Annotated in this window: 21 protein-coding genes and 1 pseudogene; 3 read left to right on the forward strand and 19 right to left on the reverse strand. The window is 36.6% G+C overall.

Going from position 1 to position 18,062, the window contains the following annotated elements:
- From NSQ08_RS17550 to NSQ08_RS17560, 3 genes are all read right to left on the reverse strand, one after another.
- Positions 1–588 (reverse strand): sporulation sigma factor-processing peptidase, encoded by a 588-nt coding sequence (locus NSQ08_RS17550; RefSeq protein WP_340777442.1) that lies wholly within the window; start codon positions 586–588, stop codon positions 1–3.
- A gap of 90 nt (positions 589–678) precedes the next feature.
- Complete coding sequence (locus tag NSQ08_RS17555; RefSeq protein WP_340777445.1) at positions 679–927, reverse strand: hypothetical protein; 249 nt, start codon at positions 925–927, stop codon at positions 679–681.
- Positions 928–956: 29 nt separating this feature from the next.
- Positions 957–1,148 carry a helix-turn-helix transcriptional regulator gene (locus NSQ08_RS17560; RefSeq protein ID WP_002128789.1) on the reverse strand — a complete coding sequence of 64 codons (192 nt, stop codon included), beginning with the start codon at positions 1,146–1,148 and terminating at the stop codon, positions 957–959.
- Positions 1,149–1,284: 136 nt separating this feature from the next.
- Here NSQ08_RS17560 and NSQ08_RS17565 point away from each other — a divergent pair, with 136 nt between their 5' ends.
- The 3 genes from NSQ08_RS17565 to NSQ08_RS17575 all read left to right on the forward strand — a co-directional run bounded on the left by NSQ08_RS17565 (position 1,285) and on the right by NSQ08_RS17575 (position 4,021).
- On the forward strand, positions 1,285–1,707 hold the full coding sequence (locus tag NSQ08_RS17565; RefSeq protein ID WP_016130174.1) for a helix-turn-helix domain-containing protein: 423 nt from the start codon (positions 1,285–1,287) through the stop codon (positions 1,705–1,707).
- A gap of 134 nt (positions 1,708–1,841) precedes the next feature.
- Positions 1,842–2,366, forward strand: a complete 525-nt coding sequence (locus tag NSQ08_RS17570; protein WP_340777453.1) for an ImmA/IrrE family metallo-endopeptidase — start codon at positions 1,842–1,844, stop codon at positions 2,364–2,366.
- 107 nt (positions 2,367–2,473) lie between these two features.
- Positions 2,474–4,021, forward strand: a complete 1,548-nt coding sequence (locus NSQ08_RS17575; protein WP_340777457.1) for a recombinase family protein — start codon at positions 2,474–2,476, stop codon at positions 4,019–4,021.
- Between the two features lie 32 nt (positions 4,022–4,053).
- Here the strand turns inward: NSQ08_RS17575 and dpaB are convergent.
- The 16 genes and pseudogenes from dpaB to rimP all read right to left on the reverse strand — a co-directional run.
- Positions 4,054–4,479: pseudogene (gene dpaB, locus NSQ08_RS17580) on the reverse strand (dipicolinate synthase subunit B); the annotation flags it as partial.
- Complete coding sequence (dpaA, locus tag NSQ08_RS17585) at positions 4,476–5,378, reverse strand: dipicolinic acid synthetase subunit A (protein WP_002088148.1); 903 nt, start codon at positions 5,376–5,378, stop codon at positions 4,476–4,478. The gene dpaA and the pseudogene dpaB, both read right to left, overlap by 4 nt.
- A gap of 172 nt (positions 5,379–5,550) precedes the next feature.
- Positions 5,551–5,799, reverse strand: coding sequence for a YlmC/YmxH family sporulation protein (locus NSQ08_RS17590; protein WP_002014571.1), 249 nt, complete (start codon positions 5,797–5,799; stop codon positions 5,551–5,553).
- A 135-nt stretch (positions 5,800–5,934) separates the two neighbouring features.
- Complete coding sequence (locus NSQ08_RS17595; RefSeq protein ID WP_085312221.1) at positions 5,935–7,176, reverse strand: M16 family metallopeptidase; 1,242 nt, start codon at positions 7,174–7,176, stop codon at positions 5,935–5,937.
- A gap of 86 nt (positions 7,177–7,262) precedes the next feature.
- Positions 7,263–8,162: a polysaccharide deacetylase family protein gene (locus tag NSQ08_RS17600; protein WP_193651947.1), complete on the reverse strand. Its 900-nt coding sequence runs from the start codon at positions 8,160–8,162 to the stop codon at positions 7,263–7,265.
- A gap of 155 nt (positions 8,163–8,317) precedes the next feature.
- Entirely contained in the window at positions 8,318–10,471 is a 2,154-nt protein-coding gene (gene pnp, locus NSQ08_RS17605; RefSeq protein WP_002033682.1) for a polyribonucleotide nucleotidyltransferase, read from the reverse strand.
- 161 nt (positions 10,472–10,632) lie between these two features.
- Complete coding sequence (gene rpsO / locus NSQ08_RS17610; RefSeq protein ID WP_001229392.1) at positions 10,633–10,902, reverse strand: 30S ribosomal protein S15; 270 nt, start codon at positions 10,900–10,902, stop codon at positions 10,633–10,635.
- Between the two features lie 100 nt (positions 10,903–11,002).
- Positions 11,003–11,974: a bifunctional riboflavin kinase/FAD synthetase gene (gene ribF, locus NSQ08_RS17615; protein ID WP_002128800.1), complete on the reverse strand. Its 972-nt coding sequence runs from the start codon at positions 11,972–11,974 to the stop codon at positions 11,003–11,005.
- Positions 11,975–12,017: 43 nt separating this feature from the next.
- Positions 12,018–12,941 carry a tRNA pseudouridine(55) synthase TruB gene (gene truB / locus NSQ08_RS17620; RefSeq protein WP_002033681.1) on the reverse strand — a complete coding sequence of 308 codons (924 nt, stop codon included), beginning with the start codon at positions 12,939–12,941 and terminating at the stop codon, positions 12,018–12,020.
- A gap of 90 nt (positions 12,942–13,031) precedes the next feature.
- On the reverse strand, positions 13,032–13,388 hold the full coding sequence (gene rbfA, locus NSQ08_RS17625) for a 30S ribosome-binding factor RbfA (protein ID WP_000776437.1): 357 nt from the start codon (positions 13,386–13,388) through the stop codon (positions 13,032–13,034).
- Between the two features lie 15 nt (positions 13,389–13,403).
- A complete protein-coding gene (locus NSQ08_RS17630; protein ID WP_002088157.1) occupies positions 13,404–13,685 on the reverse strand; it encodes a DUF503 domain-containing protein in 282 nt (93 codons plus the stop codon).
- Entirely contained in the window at positions 13,682–15,748 is a 2,067-nt protein-coding gene (infB, locus tag NSQ08_RS17635; protein WP_002014558.1) for a translation initiation factor IF-2, read from the reverse strand. Before infB ends, NSQ08_RS17630 begins: the two co-directional genes overlap by 4 nt.
- Before the next feature lie 4 nt (positions 15,749–15,752).
- Positions 15,753–16,064, reverse strand: coding sequence for a YlxQ family RNA-binding protein (locus NSQ08_RS17640; protein ID WP_002033679.1), 312 nt, complete (start codon positions 16,062–16,064; stop codon positions 15,753–15,755).
- Entirely contained in the window at positions 16,065–16,337 is a 273-nt protein-coding gene (rnpM, locus tag NSQ08_RS17645; protein WP_002088161.1) for an RNase P modulator RnpM, read from the reverse strand. It abuts the gene before it with no gap.
- 11 nt (positions 16,338–16,348) lie between these two features.
- On the reverse strand, positions 16,349–17,455 hold the full coding sequence (gene nusA, locus NSQ08_RS17650; protein ID WP_002014554.1) for a transcription termination factor NusA: 1,107 nt from the start codon (positions 17,453–17,455) through the stop codon (positions 16,349–16,351).
- A 17-nt stretch (positions 17,456–17,472) separates the two neighbouring features.
- Positions 17,473–17,943, reverse strand: a complete 471-nt coding sequence (rimP, locus tag NSQ08_RS17655) for a ribosome maturation factor RimP (RefSeq protein WP_002088165.1) — start codon at positions 17,941–17,943, stop codon at positions 17,473–17,475.
- Positions 17,944–18,062 lie beyond the last annotated feature (119 nt).

The raw sequence follows: 18,062 nt of genomic DNA on the forward strand, positions 1-18,062 counted from the left end.
TTACAGCATCTTTGTTAAAGTCATTAAGCTATCCACCGATTGAATAATAACGTTCTCTGCCATAGCCTTTTGCAACCAACTTCTTTGTATTTGTTCCATAATGCCAAAATGAACCTGCTCAAGAGCTTGTACTACACATTGAGTAGCTTGGATTGTATCGAAGATTTCTTTTGCATGAACTGCGTATTCATTTTTCTCTTTTTCATCAAGCTTCCATGACCTTGTTGTAATTTGTAAGTTCATGATTACCTTCGCTGCTTTAATCCCCTCTTCAGCTTGTTTAATGTAGTTCATCAATTGTAGATTTACATCTTGAGTTAATCGTGGATCTGTAGGCGGTAACCCAACACCATAAATATGTTTAATTGCTTGTTGATTTAACTTTGCTCCTGTTGCATGACACCAATCCATCGCAAGCTCAAATTCTGGTTTAGAAAGTCCAGATTCAATACGAGTTAAGCGTTCATGTGTAATGCCAAGGTACTTAGATAGTCCTTTCTTCGTTTTCAGCTGAACATTATCACAACATTCTCTAGCATTCTGTAATAATTCCCCTATTGCTGAATTGCAGTATATGCTTGTTCCCATATCTGTTCGCCTCCATATTTAGTTTTCAAATGGTTACAATGAATTTAGTACATATGTAACTTGTCTATTTTTCATTTAAAAAGAGAGGAACTATTCCTCAATGTTTTCTTTCACTTGCATTTCTTTGATGATGGCCCAACCAGCCTTGTAATATGCTTGAAGGATTTTATCAATATCCTTTTGCGATTTTGGTTCAGGAGCCACAACATGGACTTTCGTTTTTCCAAATTCATAAGTCGCTGCATATTCTTCTTGTTGGCTCATGGTGTCACCTCTTGAAGTGCTTTCTATATTTGTATGCTGCTGATCTGTTGGTACTACCATATTAGTTGCTGTCATTTAATCACCACCCCTTTGTACACCATGGTTTACAAATTACTTAAAAAAATATCTTCAACTCGTTTATTTAAAGCTTTAGCAATTCTGATTGCTGCTCCAACACTAGGCTGAACTTTTAAATTTTCTATATTAGATAAATAGGGTCTTGATACTTTTGCTCTTTTAGCTAACATATCTTGTGACATATTCAGCTCTTTACGAGCCTCTGCTACATGATTCACTTAAGCACCTCCTGTATTCATATGATTACAACAAAATTGTACTCCATTGAATACAACGTGTCAACTATGAAGTACAAGTTATTTTTAGCTTTTTTGTAAACGATAGATTACAATTGTATTCAAGGAGGCTCATATTATGAAAACATTAGGCATGATAATACGAGAATACCGCCAAGAACATAACCTTTCATTACGTGAGTTTGCTACACGTTGCCAATTAAGTCACTCTTACATAGATAAATTAGAAAAAGGTATAGATCTTCGAAATGGTAAACCCGTAGAACCTACATTAACTGTCATCGAACAAATTGCTAAAGCAATAAATAAAGAAAAAACTAATTTATTAGAAGAAATTGGTTACCTTAATGACCACGATCAATCTAAGAAAGCTGAAGTTGTAGATCGTGATTTTGAAAAAACACTTAACGATCCTGAACTCGGCCTTTGGTTCAAAGACATCAAAGACGCTTCGCCTGATAAACAAGAAGAGCTTAGACAATTTTGGGAGTTTATTAAAAATAAAGAAAAAAACCGTAAGCCTGAGGATAAACAAAAATAATAAACGTAATAAATCCATTTTCTGATTAATCTACATTTAGATAGTATCTATTATCAAGAGCCCCTTCACGGGCTTTTATTTTTATAGTAAAACAAGAACACAAGTTCGATATTAAGGTAATGGAGTGAAATTATATGCATAAAACACAGCCCTACTACACAACACAAATTGAAGATTATATTGAGAACCTTTTGCATTCCTTATCTATTTTTGTTCCAGAACAACTTGATATGAGATTGATTGCTCAAAAGCTAGACATTTGGCTACATTTTGCTCCGTTTGGAAGTCGTTCTATTTGTAGAAATGATTTACCAAGCATTATTATTGATAATCGAAACACAGCTTTTCAGCAATGGGAGGACTTTAGTCATGAACTTTGTCATGTTCTATTCCATGTAGGAAATCAGCTAAACATGCCGAAATTATTTTTAGACTATCAAGAAGCAAAAGCGAACAAATTCATGTTGCACTTTTGCATTCCGACTTTTATGTTAAGGACACTAGAATTCCCCGAAACTAGAAAAGAATCGATACACCTCATCGCAAAAACTTTCAATGTTTCATTTCAAGTCGCAAATCAACGCTTATTACATTATGAAAATCAATTATTAGCTGCTCATTTACAAACTATCTTTTCACAAACATTGTTAATTACATAATAAAAAATATACATATGCTTGTTTTTATACAAAATTCTCCAAACAATTTTTATAATTTTTTAAAATTAATTTTTATATACTAGATACTAATAAGAGGAGGAATTCTTATGAAAACCGCAATCTACCTAAGAAAATCCCGTGCCGATCTCGAAGCTGAAGCACGTGGCGAGGGCGAAACTTTAGCAAAGCACCGCACTACCCTACTGAAGATAGCTAAAGAACTAAATTTAGATGTTTTATCTGTCCGTGAGGAAATCATTTCTGGCGAGAGCTTAGTGAAACGTCCTGAGATGTTAGCGCTGCTTGAAGAAATTGAAGATAACAAATATGATGTTGTTCTTTGTATGGATATGGACCGTTTAGGTCGTGGTGGTATGAAAGAACAAGGAATCATTTTAGAGACGTTTAAACGCTCGAATACGAAGATTATGACACCTAGGAAGACTTATGACCTTAATGATGAGTGGGACGAAGAATACAGCGAATTTGAAGCGTTTATGGCACGTAAGGAGTTAAAGATTATTACACGCCGTATGCAGAGAGGTCGTGTTGCAAGTGTAGAAGCTGGTAATTACCTTGGCACACATGCACCCTTCGGATATGATATCCATCGTTTAAATAAGCGAGAACGTACTTTAACGATTAATTCAGAAGAGGCTTCTGTTGTAAGATTGATATTTGATTGGTATGCAAATGAGGATATGGGTGCGAATGCAATTAGGAGCAAGTTAAACGATCTCGGCTATAAGAGCAAGTTAGGGAATGAATGGAATCCCTATAGCATCTTGGATATATTAAAAAACAATGTGTACATCGGAAAGGTAACTTGGCAAAAGCGAAAAGAAGTAAAACGTCCTGATGCTGTGAAACGTAGTTCTGCAAGACAAGATAAGTCAGATTGGATTATTGCTGATGGCAAACATGAGTCAATCATACCTGAAAGCTTGTTTGAGCAAGTGCAAGAAAAATTAAACTCAAGGTATCACATTCCATACAATACGAACGGGATAAAGAATCCATTGGCTGGTATTATTAAATGCGCTAAGTGTGGTTACAGTATGGTCCAACGTTATCCCAAGAACCGAAAAGAAACTATGGATTGTAAACACCGGGGCTGTGAAAACAAATCAAGCTATACTGAATTAATCGAGAAGCGTTTACTCGAGGCCTTAAAAGAATGGTACATCAATTATAAAGCTGATTTTGAAAAACATAAGCAAGATGAAAAATTAAAAGAAACACAAGTTATTCAAATGAATGAAACTGCATTACGCAAGCTTGAAAAAGAATTAGTGGATGTCCAAAAACAAAAAAATAATTTACATGATTTATTAGAACGTGGCGTTTACACAGTCGATATGTTTTTAGAACGCTCGAATGTAGTTTCTGATCGCATTACTGAAATTACTTCCACGATGGAAAACTTAAAGAAAAAAATTAAAACAGAAATTAAGAAGGAAAAAGTGAAGAAAGATACAATTCCTCAAGTAGAGCATGTTCTTGATTTGTACTTTAAAACAGATGATCCCAAAAAGAAAAACAGCCTCCTAAAGTCGGTTTTAGAAAAGGCTGTTTATAAGAAAGAAAAGTGGCAAAGACTCGATGATTTCGAACTTGTGCTTTACCCTAAGCTCCCTCAAGATGGCGACATATAAGCGTTTATGCTTTGTCGTCACCTTGTTGGTGTAATTAGATTTACTCCATTAAGCCCTAAAGCATCATTCGTCGAAACAGCCAATACGACAGGCTTCCCATTTCTAAGCGTCGCTTTTGCTGCCATTAATACTGGAGAGTCTGTCATTGCATTTGCAAATTTACTCATCGAATTCCCTGTTAGTGGTGCAATCACCATGCAATCTAGTGGGATTTTCGGTCCTAGTGGCTCTGCGCCAACGATTGAATTAATTGCCTTAAAACCGGTTATTTCTTCGATCTTTTTAATCCATTCTTCCCCTTCGCCAAATCTAGTATTTGTTGATTGGACAGTATAAGAAACAACGGGACGTACTTCTGCACCTTCTGCAATTAACTTCTCTAAATGTGGCATAACTTCTTCATACGTACAATGTGACCCTGTAAATCCGAAACCAATTCGTTTTCCCTTCAAACTCATTTCTCATCATCCTCCTTTGCGATTGCATCTGCTATTAATAACTGAGAAAGAACATTCGCTAATATTTGTCCTGCTGTTTTCGGTGCAACAATCCCAGGAAGACCAGGTGCTAATAGTGCCTTCACTCCACGCTTCTCCGCATAGCGAAAGTCCGTGCCACCTGGCTTAGAAGCTAAATCAATAACTAGCGTATGAGCTGGCATTTTTGAAAGAACATTCGCTGTCACAACAAGATGCGGAATTGTATTAATAACAATATCGATATTACCTACTTCTTTCTCTATGTCTTGCATATGAAAAGGAGAAAACATCATTTCTGTAATACGAGCAATATGTTCCGAACGTCTCGCTCCAACTTTGACATGTGCTCCTAATGATTGAAAGGCTCTTGCAACACTCATACCAGTTCTACCAAATCCTAAAACCATTACATTCGATCCATGAATTGTGTAATCAGTATGTTGAATAACCATCATTAGTGTACCTTCTACGGTCGGAATAGAGTTATAGATTGCAACATCATCACGATCAAATAATTTTACAAGTTTGCGATTTGTAGTAGCTACGAGATTTTCCAAGTAAGGTGTACCAATACCTGAATATATAGTGAAGTTTTCTGGCGTCTTTTCAATTTGTTCTTTCGTTATGGAAACTTTCTCATTTGAAAAAATAGTATCTACTTCTCCTCTGGCATTCGTCCCTGCAACCGGCAAAATAATTGCATCTAAAGAAGTGAAATTTAAATCTTGTATACTTTCCTTTGCTGCCCCTGTGAAGCCATGATCTAACTGTTCAAACCCTATTAATGAAAGTTTCGCGTCCAGTTCGACTAGCTTGCGAATTACTTCTAGCTGCCGTGCATCTCCTCCTATGACAGCAATATGCATCTCAGTCAACATTCCCTAATTCACCTTCTTTTTCTTTCATTTATAAGAAAAATGCCTACTTTTTCTTTTTCCTCCACATCATATGTAATGTACGAGTTTGAGGTGATTGAAAAACAAAAAGCACACGTGATTTATCTTCTTTATATAAAGATAAAAAAAAGACAACCAAAATGGTCATCTTTCACTATGATCTTGAATGGTTCGTAAGATCGCAAAGTATCATATCATTTCCAACCTTCTTTATTTTGCTCCATTCTACTCTCACTTCTTGCTGTTCTCTTTTAAAACCTCCCCATTTCCCAGCAGGTATAATAAGCGCTTGTATTTTTCCATCTCTCTCATCAATTTCTAAATCTGCATGACCTAAAACTCCCATTTTTTCTGCTCTTTCTAAATCCACAATCTCTTTGCCACTTAATTCACTTAAACGCATTAAATCTCCCCCTATCCTACTTTTTATGAAGGTTATCCTATAATAAGTACCTATTCTGCATATATAAAAAAAATAACCGTATCTCATATAAAAGAGATACGGTTATTTCCGAAAGCGAATGAATTACAAGATCGATTAAAGTTTCATTCCTTTTGGCAGTTTTCCATCTGGACTAATAAGTGCCGCAGAGAATTCATCGGTAAACATATTGCGAATTAACTCGTCTACATTTTGCTTTGTCACAGTGTTTACACTTTCAATAATCTCATCAAGAGAACGATGTTTACGAAGAAGCAATTCGTTTTTACCATTACGGCTCATACGACTATTCGTACTTTCTAAACTTAACATTAAGTTTCCTTTTAATTGTTCTTTACTGTTAACAAGCTCTTTTTCTGTAATACCTGTATTTTTCAACGTATTTAACGTTTCTTGCATTGTTTCATACAGTGTATCTAATTGTTTACTACCTGTTCCACCGTAAAGTGTTAACATTCCTGTATCTTCATAAGAAGAGTGATAAGAGAACACTGAGTACGCCAATCCACGTTGCTCACGTACTTCTTGGAATAAACGGCTACTCATACTACCGCCTAAAACATTATTTAATACAATTAAGTTATAAATATCTTCGTGTCCCATTTGCAAGCCTTTATATCCTAAACATAAATGAGCTTGTTCTGTTTCCTTCTTACGTGCTACTTTATTGAAATGGAAGATTGGGCTATGTACTTGTTCACGATTTGTTGTCCCTTCGTAACTACCGAAATATTGCTCTACAGTTTGTAAAAATGCTTCATCAATATTCCCTGCAATTGATACAACAACATTTTCAGGTGTGTAATGATCTTTCATATATTGACGTAACGTATCACCTGTAAATGTTTCAAGCGTTTCTTCTGTTCCTAAAATAGGATATCCAAGCGGATGCGTTTCATATGTTGCTTTCGTTAACATATCATGCACAATATCATCTGGCGCATCTTCGTACATTTTTATTTCTTCACATACAACATTCTTCTCTTTTTTCAGTTCTTCCTCATCAAATGTTGAATTAAAGAACATATCTGCTAAAACATCTAATGCATATTTAGCATGCTCATCTAGCACTTTCGCATAGTAACATGTATATTCTTTTGAAGTAAAAGCATTTACCTGTCCACCAATGCTATCAAATGATTCTGCAATCTCTCTTGCACTTCGCGTTTCTGTCCCTTTAAAGAACATATGTTCCAAAAAGTGTGAAACCCCATTATTTTTTTCATTTTCATTTCTTGAACCTGCGTGGATCCATACACCAATCGCAACCGAGCGTACAGTTGGTATATTCTCCATAACAATTCTTACACCATTTTTACACGTATATTTTTTAATCAAAAACTTTCCTCCTAATGCCAGTTTCTCTAAATAATTGCTATTATTTAATGATAACAAGTTTAGAGATGAATGTCATGCAAATGTATTTAATCCACACGTTTTTCATCTAGTAATTCTGTAATATTCCCCACTTTATATCCTTGTTCCTTTAAATTTTTAATCATAGTATCTAGCGCTTCTGTTGTAGGTGAAGTAGGATGCATTAGCACAATAGCACCTGGATGTATTTTTCGCATTACTCTCTGCAATAGCACACCCGGTTCTGGCCGCTTCCAATCAATTGTATCTACAGTCCACATAATCGTCCCCATTTGGAAATCATCCGCTATTTTTACTACCTCATCCCGAAAGCTTCCACTTGGCGGAGCAAACCATCTCACTTTCTGATTTGTAGCTGCTTCTATCATTCGATTCGTTTTTTGTAATTGATCTCGTATTTCATCTGTAGACAGCGTTTTCATATTAGGGTGTGTGTAAGAATGATTTCCTACTTCTTGATTTGCATCGACAATCATTTTGGCAAATCGTAAGTTTTCTTTCACCCAGCGTCCTTCTAAAAAGAAAGTCGCCTTCACATCATGTTTTTTCAATATCTCTAATATACGTGGCAAATACTCATTACCCCAGGCCACATTAATTGTTAATCCCACCATCTTTTTATTTGGATGTCCTCGATAAATGGGAGCTGGTGGTAAATCTTCTAAGTGAACACTCGGTGATACTTCCTTAAATTCAAGTTGTTTTTGATCAAACTTCTTGATTTTCTTCATATTATTATAGGACGCTTCTATATCCACTTGTTTTCCATTATACCCAGGCGTCGCCTTCCAAATCTTATCAATCATCGCATTTTGCGGCATAATCTCGTACTGTTTTACATGCTTTTGAATCTCTTCATGCAAGTTATCCTGCGCAAAAACGGAATAAGAGCCACAACCCATATATAAAGAAAATATAAATATGTACGCTAATATACGAGCTTTCATATAAACCCTCCCATTAACTATAAAAAAAGAAACCATTTTCTTCTTATCTTTGTTAATTTGAGCGTTATGATGAAAACTATACCTATACTCACATAAAAATCTAAATGAATCACATTTTTTACATAACAAAAAAAGCCAGCTAAACTGGCTTTCACTTATTGTTGCTCTTGTGCGTTTTCTTCTTTAGCTGCTTCTTCTTTAGCTGCTTCTTTTTCTTGCTCTTCTTTTAGCAATACTTTTCTAGATAAGTTTACACGACCTTGTTTGTCAATCTCGATAACTTTAACTGAAATCTCATCACCGATTTTCACAACGTCTTCTACCTTACCTACACGCTCAAGTGCAAGTTCAGAAATGTGAACAAGTCCATCTTTACCGCTAAATAATTCAACGAACGCACCGAATTTTTCAACGCGTTTAACTTTTCCTAAGTAGATTTCGCCTACTTGTACTTCGCGAACGATATCTTCGATAATTTTCTTCGCTTTTTCATTCATCTCTTGATTAATTGATGAAATGAATACTGTACCATCTTGCTCGATGTCAATTTTAACGCCAGTTTCTTCAATGATTTTATTGATTTGTTTACCACTTGGTCCAATAACATCACGAATTTTATCTGGGTTAATTGCCATTGTAATAATCTTCGGAGCATACGCAGATAACTCAATGCGAGGTTCAGCGATAACAGATAACATGTGATTTAGAATGTGCATACGACCAACTTTCGCTTGTTGTAATGCTTCTTCTAAAATCTCACGAGATAAACCATCGATTTTAATGTCCATTTGTAGTGCAGTTACACCTTTTGCAGTACCTGCTACTTTAAAGTCCATATCACCTAAATGGTCTTCCATTCCTTGAATATCTGTTAAAATTGTGTAATGCTCACCAGATTTCACTAGACCCATTGCAATACCAGCAACTGGTGCTTTAAGTGGTACACCCGCATCCATCATCGCTAATGTACTACCGCAAATACTTGCTTGTGAAGTAGAACCATTTGACTCTAATACTTCAGATACAAGACGAACTGTATATGGGAAATCCTTTTCAGATGGAAGTACAGGTTCAAGAGCTCGTTCTCCTAGTGCTCCGTGACCAATTTCACGACGACCTGGTCCACGCATTGGTCTTGTTTCACCAACACTAAATGAAGGGAAATTATAATGGTGCATAAAGCGTTTTGACTCTTCTACACCTAGACCATCTAAAATTTGCACATCGCCTAATGCACCTAATGTACAAATACTTAATGCTTGCGTTTGTCCACGTGTGAATAGACCAGAACCATGTGTACGAGATAAAATGCCAACCTCTGATGCTAAAGGACGAATTTCGTCACCTTTACGACCATCTGGGCGGATTTTTTCAACTGTAATAAGACGACGTACTTCTTCTTTTACAATTTTATATAAAATCTCACTTACTTGTCCTAATGTATCAGCATCAGCTTCCTCAGCTTCGTAATGCTCAATTACACGCTTTTTCACTACGCTAATTGCATCTTCACGTGCATGTTTTTCGTGCACTTGAATTGCAGAATGCATATCTGTCTCAGCCATTTCACGTACAGCTTGGTTCAAATCAGCATCCACTTCATAAAGTTTCACTGCTGTTTTCTCTTTACCGACAGCTTGTACAATCTCTTCTTGGAATGCAATTAGACGTTTAATTTCATCGTGTCCAAACATAATTGCTTCTAACATTGTTTCTTCAGGTACTTGATCCGCTCCTGCTTCAACCATGTTAATTGCATCTTTCGTACCAGCTACAACAAGGTGCATATCACTTTGTTCTTGCTGTTCTACTGTTGGATTAATAACGAACTCGCCATTAATACGACCAACTGTCGCACCTGCGATTGGACCTTCAAATGGAATATCTGAAATAGATAATGCTAATGAAGAACCAAGCATAGCTGCCATCTCAGAAGAACAATCTTGATCAACACTCATTACGATGCTGACAACTTGTACTTCATTACGGAAACCATCTGCGAAAAGTGGACGGATTGGACGGTCAATTAAACGACTTGCTAAAATTGCTTTTTCACTTGGACGGCCTTCGCGCTTAATAAAACCGCCTGGGATTTTTCCAACTGCATATAAACGCTCTTCATAGTTTACTGTAAGCGGGAAGAAATCTACATTTTTTGGCTCTTTTGATGCAGTTGCTGTAGATAGAACTGCTGTGTCGCCATATCTTACTAATACTGCTCCGTTTGCTTGTTTTGCAAGCTGACTTGTTTCAATTGTTAGCTGACGACCAGCTAAATCTATCGAGAAGACTTGCTTTTCCTGACTCATTTAAGTACCCCTCTCAATTTAAAATATTCAATTCTTCTATGTAAATGGGTAGTATATCACAATATTCTTTCCTCTAGTATTGCCGAAAATTAAGTAAGCTATAAAGAGTAGAAGATATATTTTTACCTAACAAAAAAGCGGGAATATTCCCGCTTCTTTGACTATCGACGTAAGCCAAGCTTTGTGATTAATTCACGGTAACGTGTGATATCGCTATTACGAAGGTAAGTAAGTAAGTTACGACGTTTACCAACCATCTTTAATAGACCACGACGTGAATGATGATCCTTCTTGTGAGTACGTAAGTGCTCGTTTAGAGTGTTAATTTGCTCCGTTAGGACAGCAATTTGAACCTCTGGAGAACCAGTATCAGTCTCATGAGTTCTAAATTGTGCAATGATTTCATTTTTACGCTCTTGTGTTAAAGCCATCCTATTTCACCTCCTAATAATTAAACCCCCAGTTACCTAGCAAGCATCGGTGAGTCGCAATGCCAAGTAATGGTTGTCATAAAGTACATAACATAGAATACTACTTTTCATTTGAAAAAGCAAGTATATTCTTTACGCTCGCAAAATATTCTTGGGCAACCTTTTTATCTTGAGCGATTTGCGCAACTAACTCATCAATTCCATTAAACTTTTTTTCTTCTCTTATACGCATGTGCCATTCCACTGTAACACTTTGATCGTATATGTCTTTATTAAATTCAAATAGATGCACTTCAATAGATAATTGACGCTCATTCTCTTTGAAAGTTGGTTTATATCCGATATTACATACACCATCATGCCATTCATCATGAACCTTCAACCTTACCGCATATACACCTACAGGTGGCAACAAATATTCATCACTTAAACCTACATTTGCAGTTGGGAAACCAATTTGACGTCCACGCTTATCACCGTGTACAACTGTTCCTTCTACCGTGTAAGCTCTCCCTAAAATAGATGGAATTTGTTCCATTTCACCGTTTCGAATTAACTTTCGTAATGAAGTAGAACTTACTTTTTCTTCTTGATATTCAACTTTTTCGATCACGGTCTGTGTAAACTCCCCTCTTGCATGAAATGGTAAAGTCTCCATCTTCCCTTTTCCTAAACGTCCATATGAATAATCAAAGCCTGCTACTACATGCTTTACATTTAAACCAATAATATACTCATCGACAAACTGCTGTGGTAATAATCCAGCAAATGGCTCATCGAATTTCACCACATATAAGATATCAATTCCTAAACTTGCGATGATTTCTTCTTTAAGGCGCATCGGTGTAATATACTCCACATGCGCTTCTTTTTTTCCTAATACAACAGATGGGTGTGGATGGAACGTCATGACAGCACTTTTACATCCTCTTTCATCCGCTATTTTTTTCGCTGTTCGAATCACACGTTGATGTCCTAAATGAATGCCATCAAAATATCCTAATGCCATTACAGTAGGTGGTAATTCTATTTTATTCTGTTCATGTGGATGAGTTAAATGAATAAGTTTCACGCTTGAATTCACCTTTTTCTGTAATAATCCTTCCAATAATTCATTATAGCTTTAGTTCTTGATTATTCACAAGTACTTTCATTGGCTTTAGCATTCCAGGGTGTTTTGGGTGATGTTCATAAATTGCTAAGCAACGATCATTTTTATCAAATACTGTAATAAATGGTGCTGTTGTTTCTAATTCATTCTTTAAGAACATACCGTTCTTTATTTTTTCAGCTTGCTTTTCATCTACAACCATTTTTGGAAACTTACTTAGCGCCTCATCAATTGAGATGAAAATAGACTCTACTGTTCCATTTTGCACGTTTTCTTCAATTTCTTCAAATGATATGCAATCTTCTAGTAAAAATTCACCAGATGCTGTTCTTACAAGGTGAGACATATGTGATGGAAATCCAAGCTTTTCACCTATCATTACTGCTAGTGTTCTTACATATGTTCCTTTACTACACGTTACACGGAAACGAAATGAAATATTTTCCCCTTCAAAAACTTCACGTTCATCAAGTAATACAAATTCATGAATTGTAATTGTACGAACTGGACGTTCAACTTCTTGTCCTGCCCTTGCATATTCGTATAGTTTTTTCCCGTTAACTTTTACAGCTGAGAACATCGGCGGCATTTGTTCAATTGTCCCTGTTAATTCCGCTAGTACCTCTTCTACTTCTTTACGTGTAATGACACGATTTACATCTTGTTTCTCCACAACTTCACCAGAAGCATCTTCTGTTGTTGTCGAAAATCCTAATGTCACTTCACCTTCGTATGTTTTTGTTTCACTTGTTAAAAATTGCGCAATTTTTGTTGCACGCCCAACGCAAATAGGTAATACTCCTGTTACATCTGGATCCAGTGTCCCTGTATGACCAATTCGTTTCTCACGCAATATCTTTCTTAATTTGAACACACAATCATGTGATGTCATTCCCTTTGGCTTATGTAATAATACTACACCTTCCATATACTCACCTCATCATTATTCTTTTGTAGTAATTGCAATTATGCAAAACTTATTTTACATTGAAAAAATGGATAGACAAATGTCTATCCATTATTCTTCACGTTTACCGTCTTTATTAATTTCATGTAAAAGTGTATCAATTCGATGACCATATCCGATAGACTCATCAAACTCAAAGGTAATTTCTGGTGTTTTACGAAGACGAATACGTTGGCCAATTTCTGAACGAATAAAGCCTTTTGCCTTCGCTAAACCTTTTAATGTATTTTCTTTCTGTTCTTCGTCACCTAAAACAGAAATGTATACTTTAGCAATTTGTAAATCTCCACTCACTTGTACATCTGTTACTGTAACAAATCCAATACGTGGGTCTTTAATTTTACGACTGATAATGTCGCCTAATTCTTTTTTCATTTGCTCGCCCACACGGTTCGCACGTAATTTCATAACTCTTCACCTCATTCAATACCATTCCAAATGTGTTATCGTACGTTCAATTTCAGGAAATGAATCGATATACTCAAGTACACGATTCATTTCTTTTTCACAGACAACACGATTTGAGGATACGGAAACAATTGCAATTTCTGTACGTTGCCATACATCTTGATGCCCAACTTCAGAAACAGCTACATTATAGCGCTGTTTCACACGAGTTAACACACGTTGCAAAATTGCTCGTTTCTCTTTTAAAGAATGCACATCGTAAATCATACACTCGAATGAGAGTGAAGCGATAATCATCGCTTCACTTCTTCCATAACGTATGCTTCAATGATGTCCCCTTCTTTAAGATCATTATATCTCTCAATTGTAATACCACACTCATAGTTTTGTGCAACTTCTTTTACGTCGTCTTTGAAACGTTTTAACGTATCAAGTTTTCCTTCGAAGACTACTACGCCATCACGGATAATACGAACGCCACTATCACGTGTAATTTTACCGTCTATTACGTAACAACCTGCGATTGTTCCAACTTTTGTTACTTTGAATGTTTGACGAACTTCCGCTTGACCGATTACTTTTTCTTCGAATTCTGGATCCAGCATACCTTGCATTGCTGATTCAATTTCTTCGATTACTTTATAGATAATACGGTGTAAACGAACATCAACTTTCTCTAATTCAGCTGTACGCTTCGCATTCACATCAGGGCGTACGTTAAATCCAATTACAATTGCATTAGATGCAGAAGCTAAAATAATATCAGATTCTGTAATCGCACCTACGCCTGTATGGATAATTTTTACTTTTACGCCTTCAACATCAATTTTACGAAGTGATGCTGCCATTGCTTCTACAGAACCTTGTACGTCTGCTTTCACAATTAAGTTAATTTCTTTTACATCGCCCTCTTGGATTTGTTGGAATAAATCTTCCAGGCTGAATTTAGATTTCTCACCACGTTGTGCAACTAACGCTTCTTGTGCACGTGATTCACCAATTTGACGAGCTTTCTTCTCATCAGCGAATGCCATGAAACGATCTCCCGCTTGTGGCACTTCATTTAAACCTGTAATTTCAACAGGAGTTGATGGACCAGCAACTTTTACACGACGACCAATATCACTTACCATTGCACGAACACGACCGAATGATGTTCCAACAACAATTGGATCTCCAACTCGAAGTGTACCGTTTTGAACAAGTAATGTCGCGATAGTTCCTTTACCTTTATCAAGCTGTGCTTCAATTACAGTACCAGCTGCATAGCGATTTGGATTTGCTTTATATTCTTCTACTTCACTCACAAGAAGGATCATTTCTAGTAAGTTGTCAATTCCCTCGCCTTGAATTGCAGAAATTGGTACGAAAATCGTGTCTCCGCCCCAAGCTTCTGGAACTAATTCATATTCTGTTAATTCTTGCATTACACGATCAGGATTTGCCGCTGGTTTATCCATTTTATTCACAGCAACAATAATTGGTACTCCAGCTGCTTTCGCATGGCTAATCGCTTCAACTGTTTGTGGCATAACACCGTCATCAGCTGCAACAACAAGAATTGTAATATCTGTTACTTGTGCACCACGAGCACGCATTGTTGTAAATGCCGCGTGACCTGGTGTATCTAAGAACGTAATTTTCTTATCATTTACATCAACTTGGTATGCACCGATATGCTGAGTAATTCCACCAGCTTCGCCAGCAGTTACTTTTGAATTACGGATAGAGTCAAGCAATGTTGTTTTACCATGGTCAACGTGTCCCATAATTGTAACAACAGCTGGACGTTCTTTTAAGTTTTCTTCATCATCTTGCTCATCGATGAATGTTTCAAATTCAGTTTCACTTACAACTACTTCTTCTTCTACTTCAATACCGTAATCAGTAGCAATTAACTCAATTGTATCTTTATCTAAGTCTTGGTTAATTGTCGCCATAATTCCTAGCATGAAGAGCTTTTTAATAATTTCAGATGGCTCTTTGCTTAACTTTTTAGCAAGGTCACCTACTGTAAGGCTTCCAGAGAAAGTGATTTTATCTGGTGTTTCTACTATTGGTGTTTGTTGTCTTCCAGCAAAGTTATCTTGACGTTTATCTTCATTTGCTTTGCCTTTTTTCTTATTCTTATTGCTGTTCTTTTTACTGCGAACAACTTTCTCTTCTACTTCAAACTCATCTGCAACAGAAGGTTTTTCCGCTCCAGCGCTATATTGATTATCTAATTTGTTTACTACTTCATCTTCTAACATTGTCATATGATTCGAAACCTCGATATTCATCTCTTTTAGTTTTGTCATAAGATCTTTACTTGAGATATTATTTTTTTTTGCATATTCATGTACTCGAATTTTACTCATACCTTCACCCCCGGTAATTTGTATCGAGCATGCTACGTAGCTTTTTCGCAAAGCCTTCATCTAAAACAGCTACAACGACTCGCTCGTCTCTCCCAATCGCATGCCCTAATTGTTGTCGATTTTCGACTTTTCTCATTGGTATGTTGTAGTACGTGGTTTTATCAATGATACGTTTTGTAGTGTTCGCTGACGCATCTTCAGAAAGCAATACTAGCTTTGCTTTGCCACTTCGTACTTCTTTTAAAACGAGTTCTTCACCCGAAATAAGTTTTCGAGCGCGGTTTGCTAGTCCTAAAAATGATTTCCAATCAGACACTTATTTCGACTCCTTCTCAACAAGCTCAAGAAGCTCTTCGTACAGAGAACTGTCGATTTTCGCTTTTAGATGATGTTCCAAAATGTTTTTCTTTTGGGCTTGAATAATGCTTTCTTTATCTTTTGATAAATATGCACCTCGTCCTGATTTTTTTCCTGATAAATCAATAGACACTTCGCCCTCTTTGGAACGAACAATGCGAACTAGCTCTCGTTTTGATTTCATCTCTTGCGTCGCAATACATTTTCGTAACGGAACTTTTCGATTGCTCATACTCATCACCTCTATTCGATTTCGTCTTCAGCTGAATCGAATCCGAATGCGATTACGCTATCTTCTTCTGTCACAATACCAAGTTGTTTCGCATCAGACTCACTTTTAATATCAATTTTCCAGCCTGTTAATTTAGCTGCAAGACGCGCATTTTGTCCACGCTTACCAATCGCTAATGAAAGCTGGTGGTCTGGAACAACAACAGTTGTTGCTTTCTCTGCTTCATCTACAAGTACTTTAACAACCTGTGATGGACTTAAAGCATTTGCAACATATTCAACTGGGTCATTCGACCAGCGAACGATGTCAATCTTTTCACCTTTTAGTTCATCTACAACGCGTTGTACACGTTGTCCTTTCGGTCCTACACAAGAACCTACTGGATCAACATCGATATTCTCTGCATATACAGAAATTTTAGAACGGTCGCCTGCTTCACGTGCTACAGAGCGAATTTCTACAGTTCCATCATAAATTTCTGGAACTTCCATTTCGAATAAACGTTTTAAAAGACCAGGATGTGTACGTGATACGTAAATTTGTGGTCCTTTTGTTGTCTTTTCTACTTTTGTAATAAATACGCGAATACGATCATGTGGTTTATATTGCTCATTTGGCATTTGCTCACTTACAGGTAATAAAGCTTCTACTTTACCTAAGCTTACATAGATGAAACGAGCATCTTGGCGCTGTACAATACCAACCATAATGTCTTCTTCACGATCACTAAATTCTGAATAAATTACACCACGTTCCGCCTCACGAACTCGTTGTGTTACAACTTGTTTTGCAGTTTGCGCTGCAATACGACCAAAATCTTTTGGCGTTACTTCAATTTCTAGTACGTCACCATCTTGGTAGTTTGGATTAATTTGTCTTGCCTCTTCTACAGAGATTTCAAGACGTGGATCAAACACATTATCTACAACGTCCTTACGTGCTAAAACTTGAATTGTTCCCACTTCTGGGTTAAAGCTCACACGAACGTTTTGTGCTTGGTTAAAATTGCGTTTATAAGCAGAGATTAATGCTGCTTCAATCGCATCAATAATAATATCTTTGCTAATACCTTTTTCTGACTCTAATACGAGCAAAGCATCTAACAACTCAGTGCTCATGAAGATCCCCCTTCTTACTAAAACGTAACAGCAAGTCGCGCATTTGCAACTTTATCCATTGGAATTTGGATTTCTTTTTTACGTGTTTTAATTGTTAATAGTAGTGTAATTGTATTACCGTCGTAGGAAAGTAGCTTTCCTTCAAACATCTTCTCACCATCAATCGGCTTATATGTTTTAATTGCCACTTGTTTTCCTACCGCTTGCTGGAAGTCTTTCTCTTTCTTTAATGGACGTTCCGCTCCAGGAGATGATACATCCAAAAAGTAAAGATGAGGAATTGGATCCTCTTTATCTAAAGCTTCGCTTAAACGTTCACTTACCGCACCGCATTCTTCAATTTCGACTCCCTTTTCAGAATCGATGAATACGCGTAAGAACCAGTCTTGTCCTTCTTGCACATACTCTACATCTACAAGTTCAAGATTTAACTCTTCAACGATTGGCTGCGCAAATGCTTCTACAATTTCTGTGACTTTCTTATCCATAAACAGCCTCCTTCCTGCCGCCATGTACCATTTACAAGAAAAGATCCCGTTCATAAAGACGGTCTATCTTATTCTTTCTCGTTAGCTAACAAAAGCCCCTGCCGTTAAGCAGGGAATAT

The sequence above is a fragment of the Bacillus sp. FSL E2-8887 genome, assembly GCF_038007205.1.
Classification (GTDB): Bacteria; Bacillota; Bacilli; order Bacillales; family Bacillaceae_G; genus Bacillus_A; species Bacillus_A mycoides.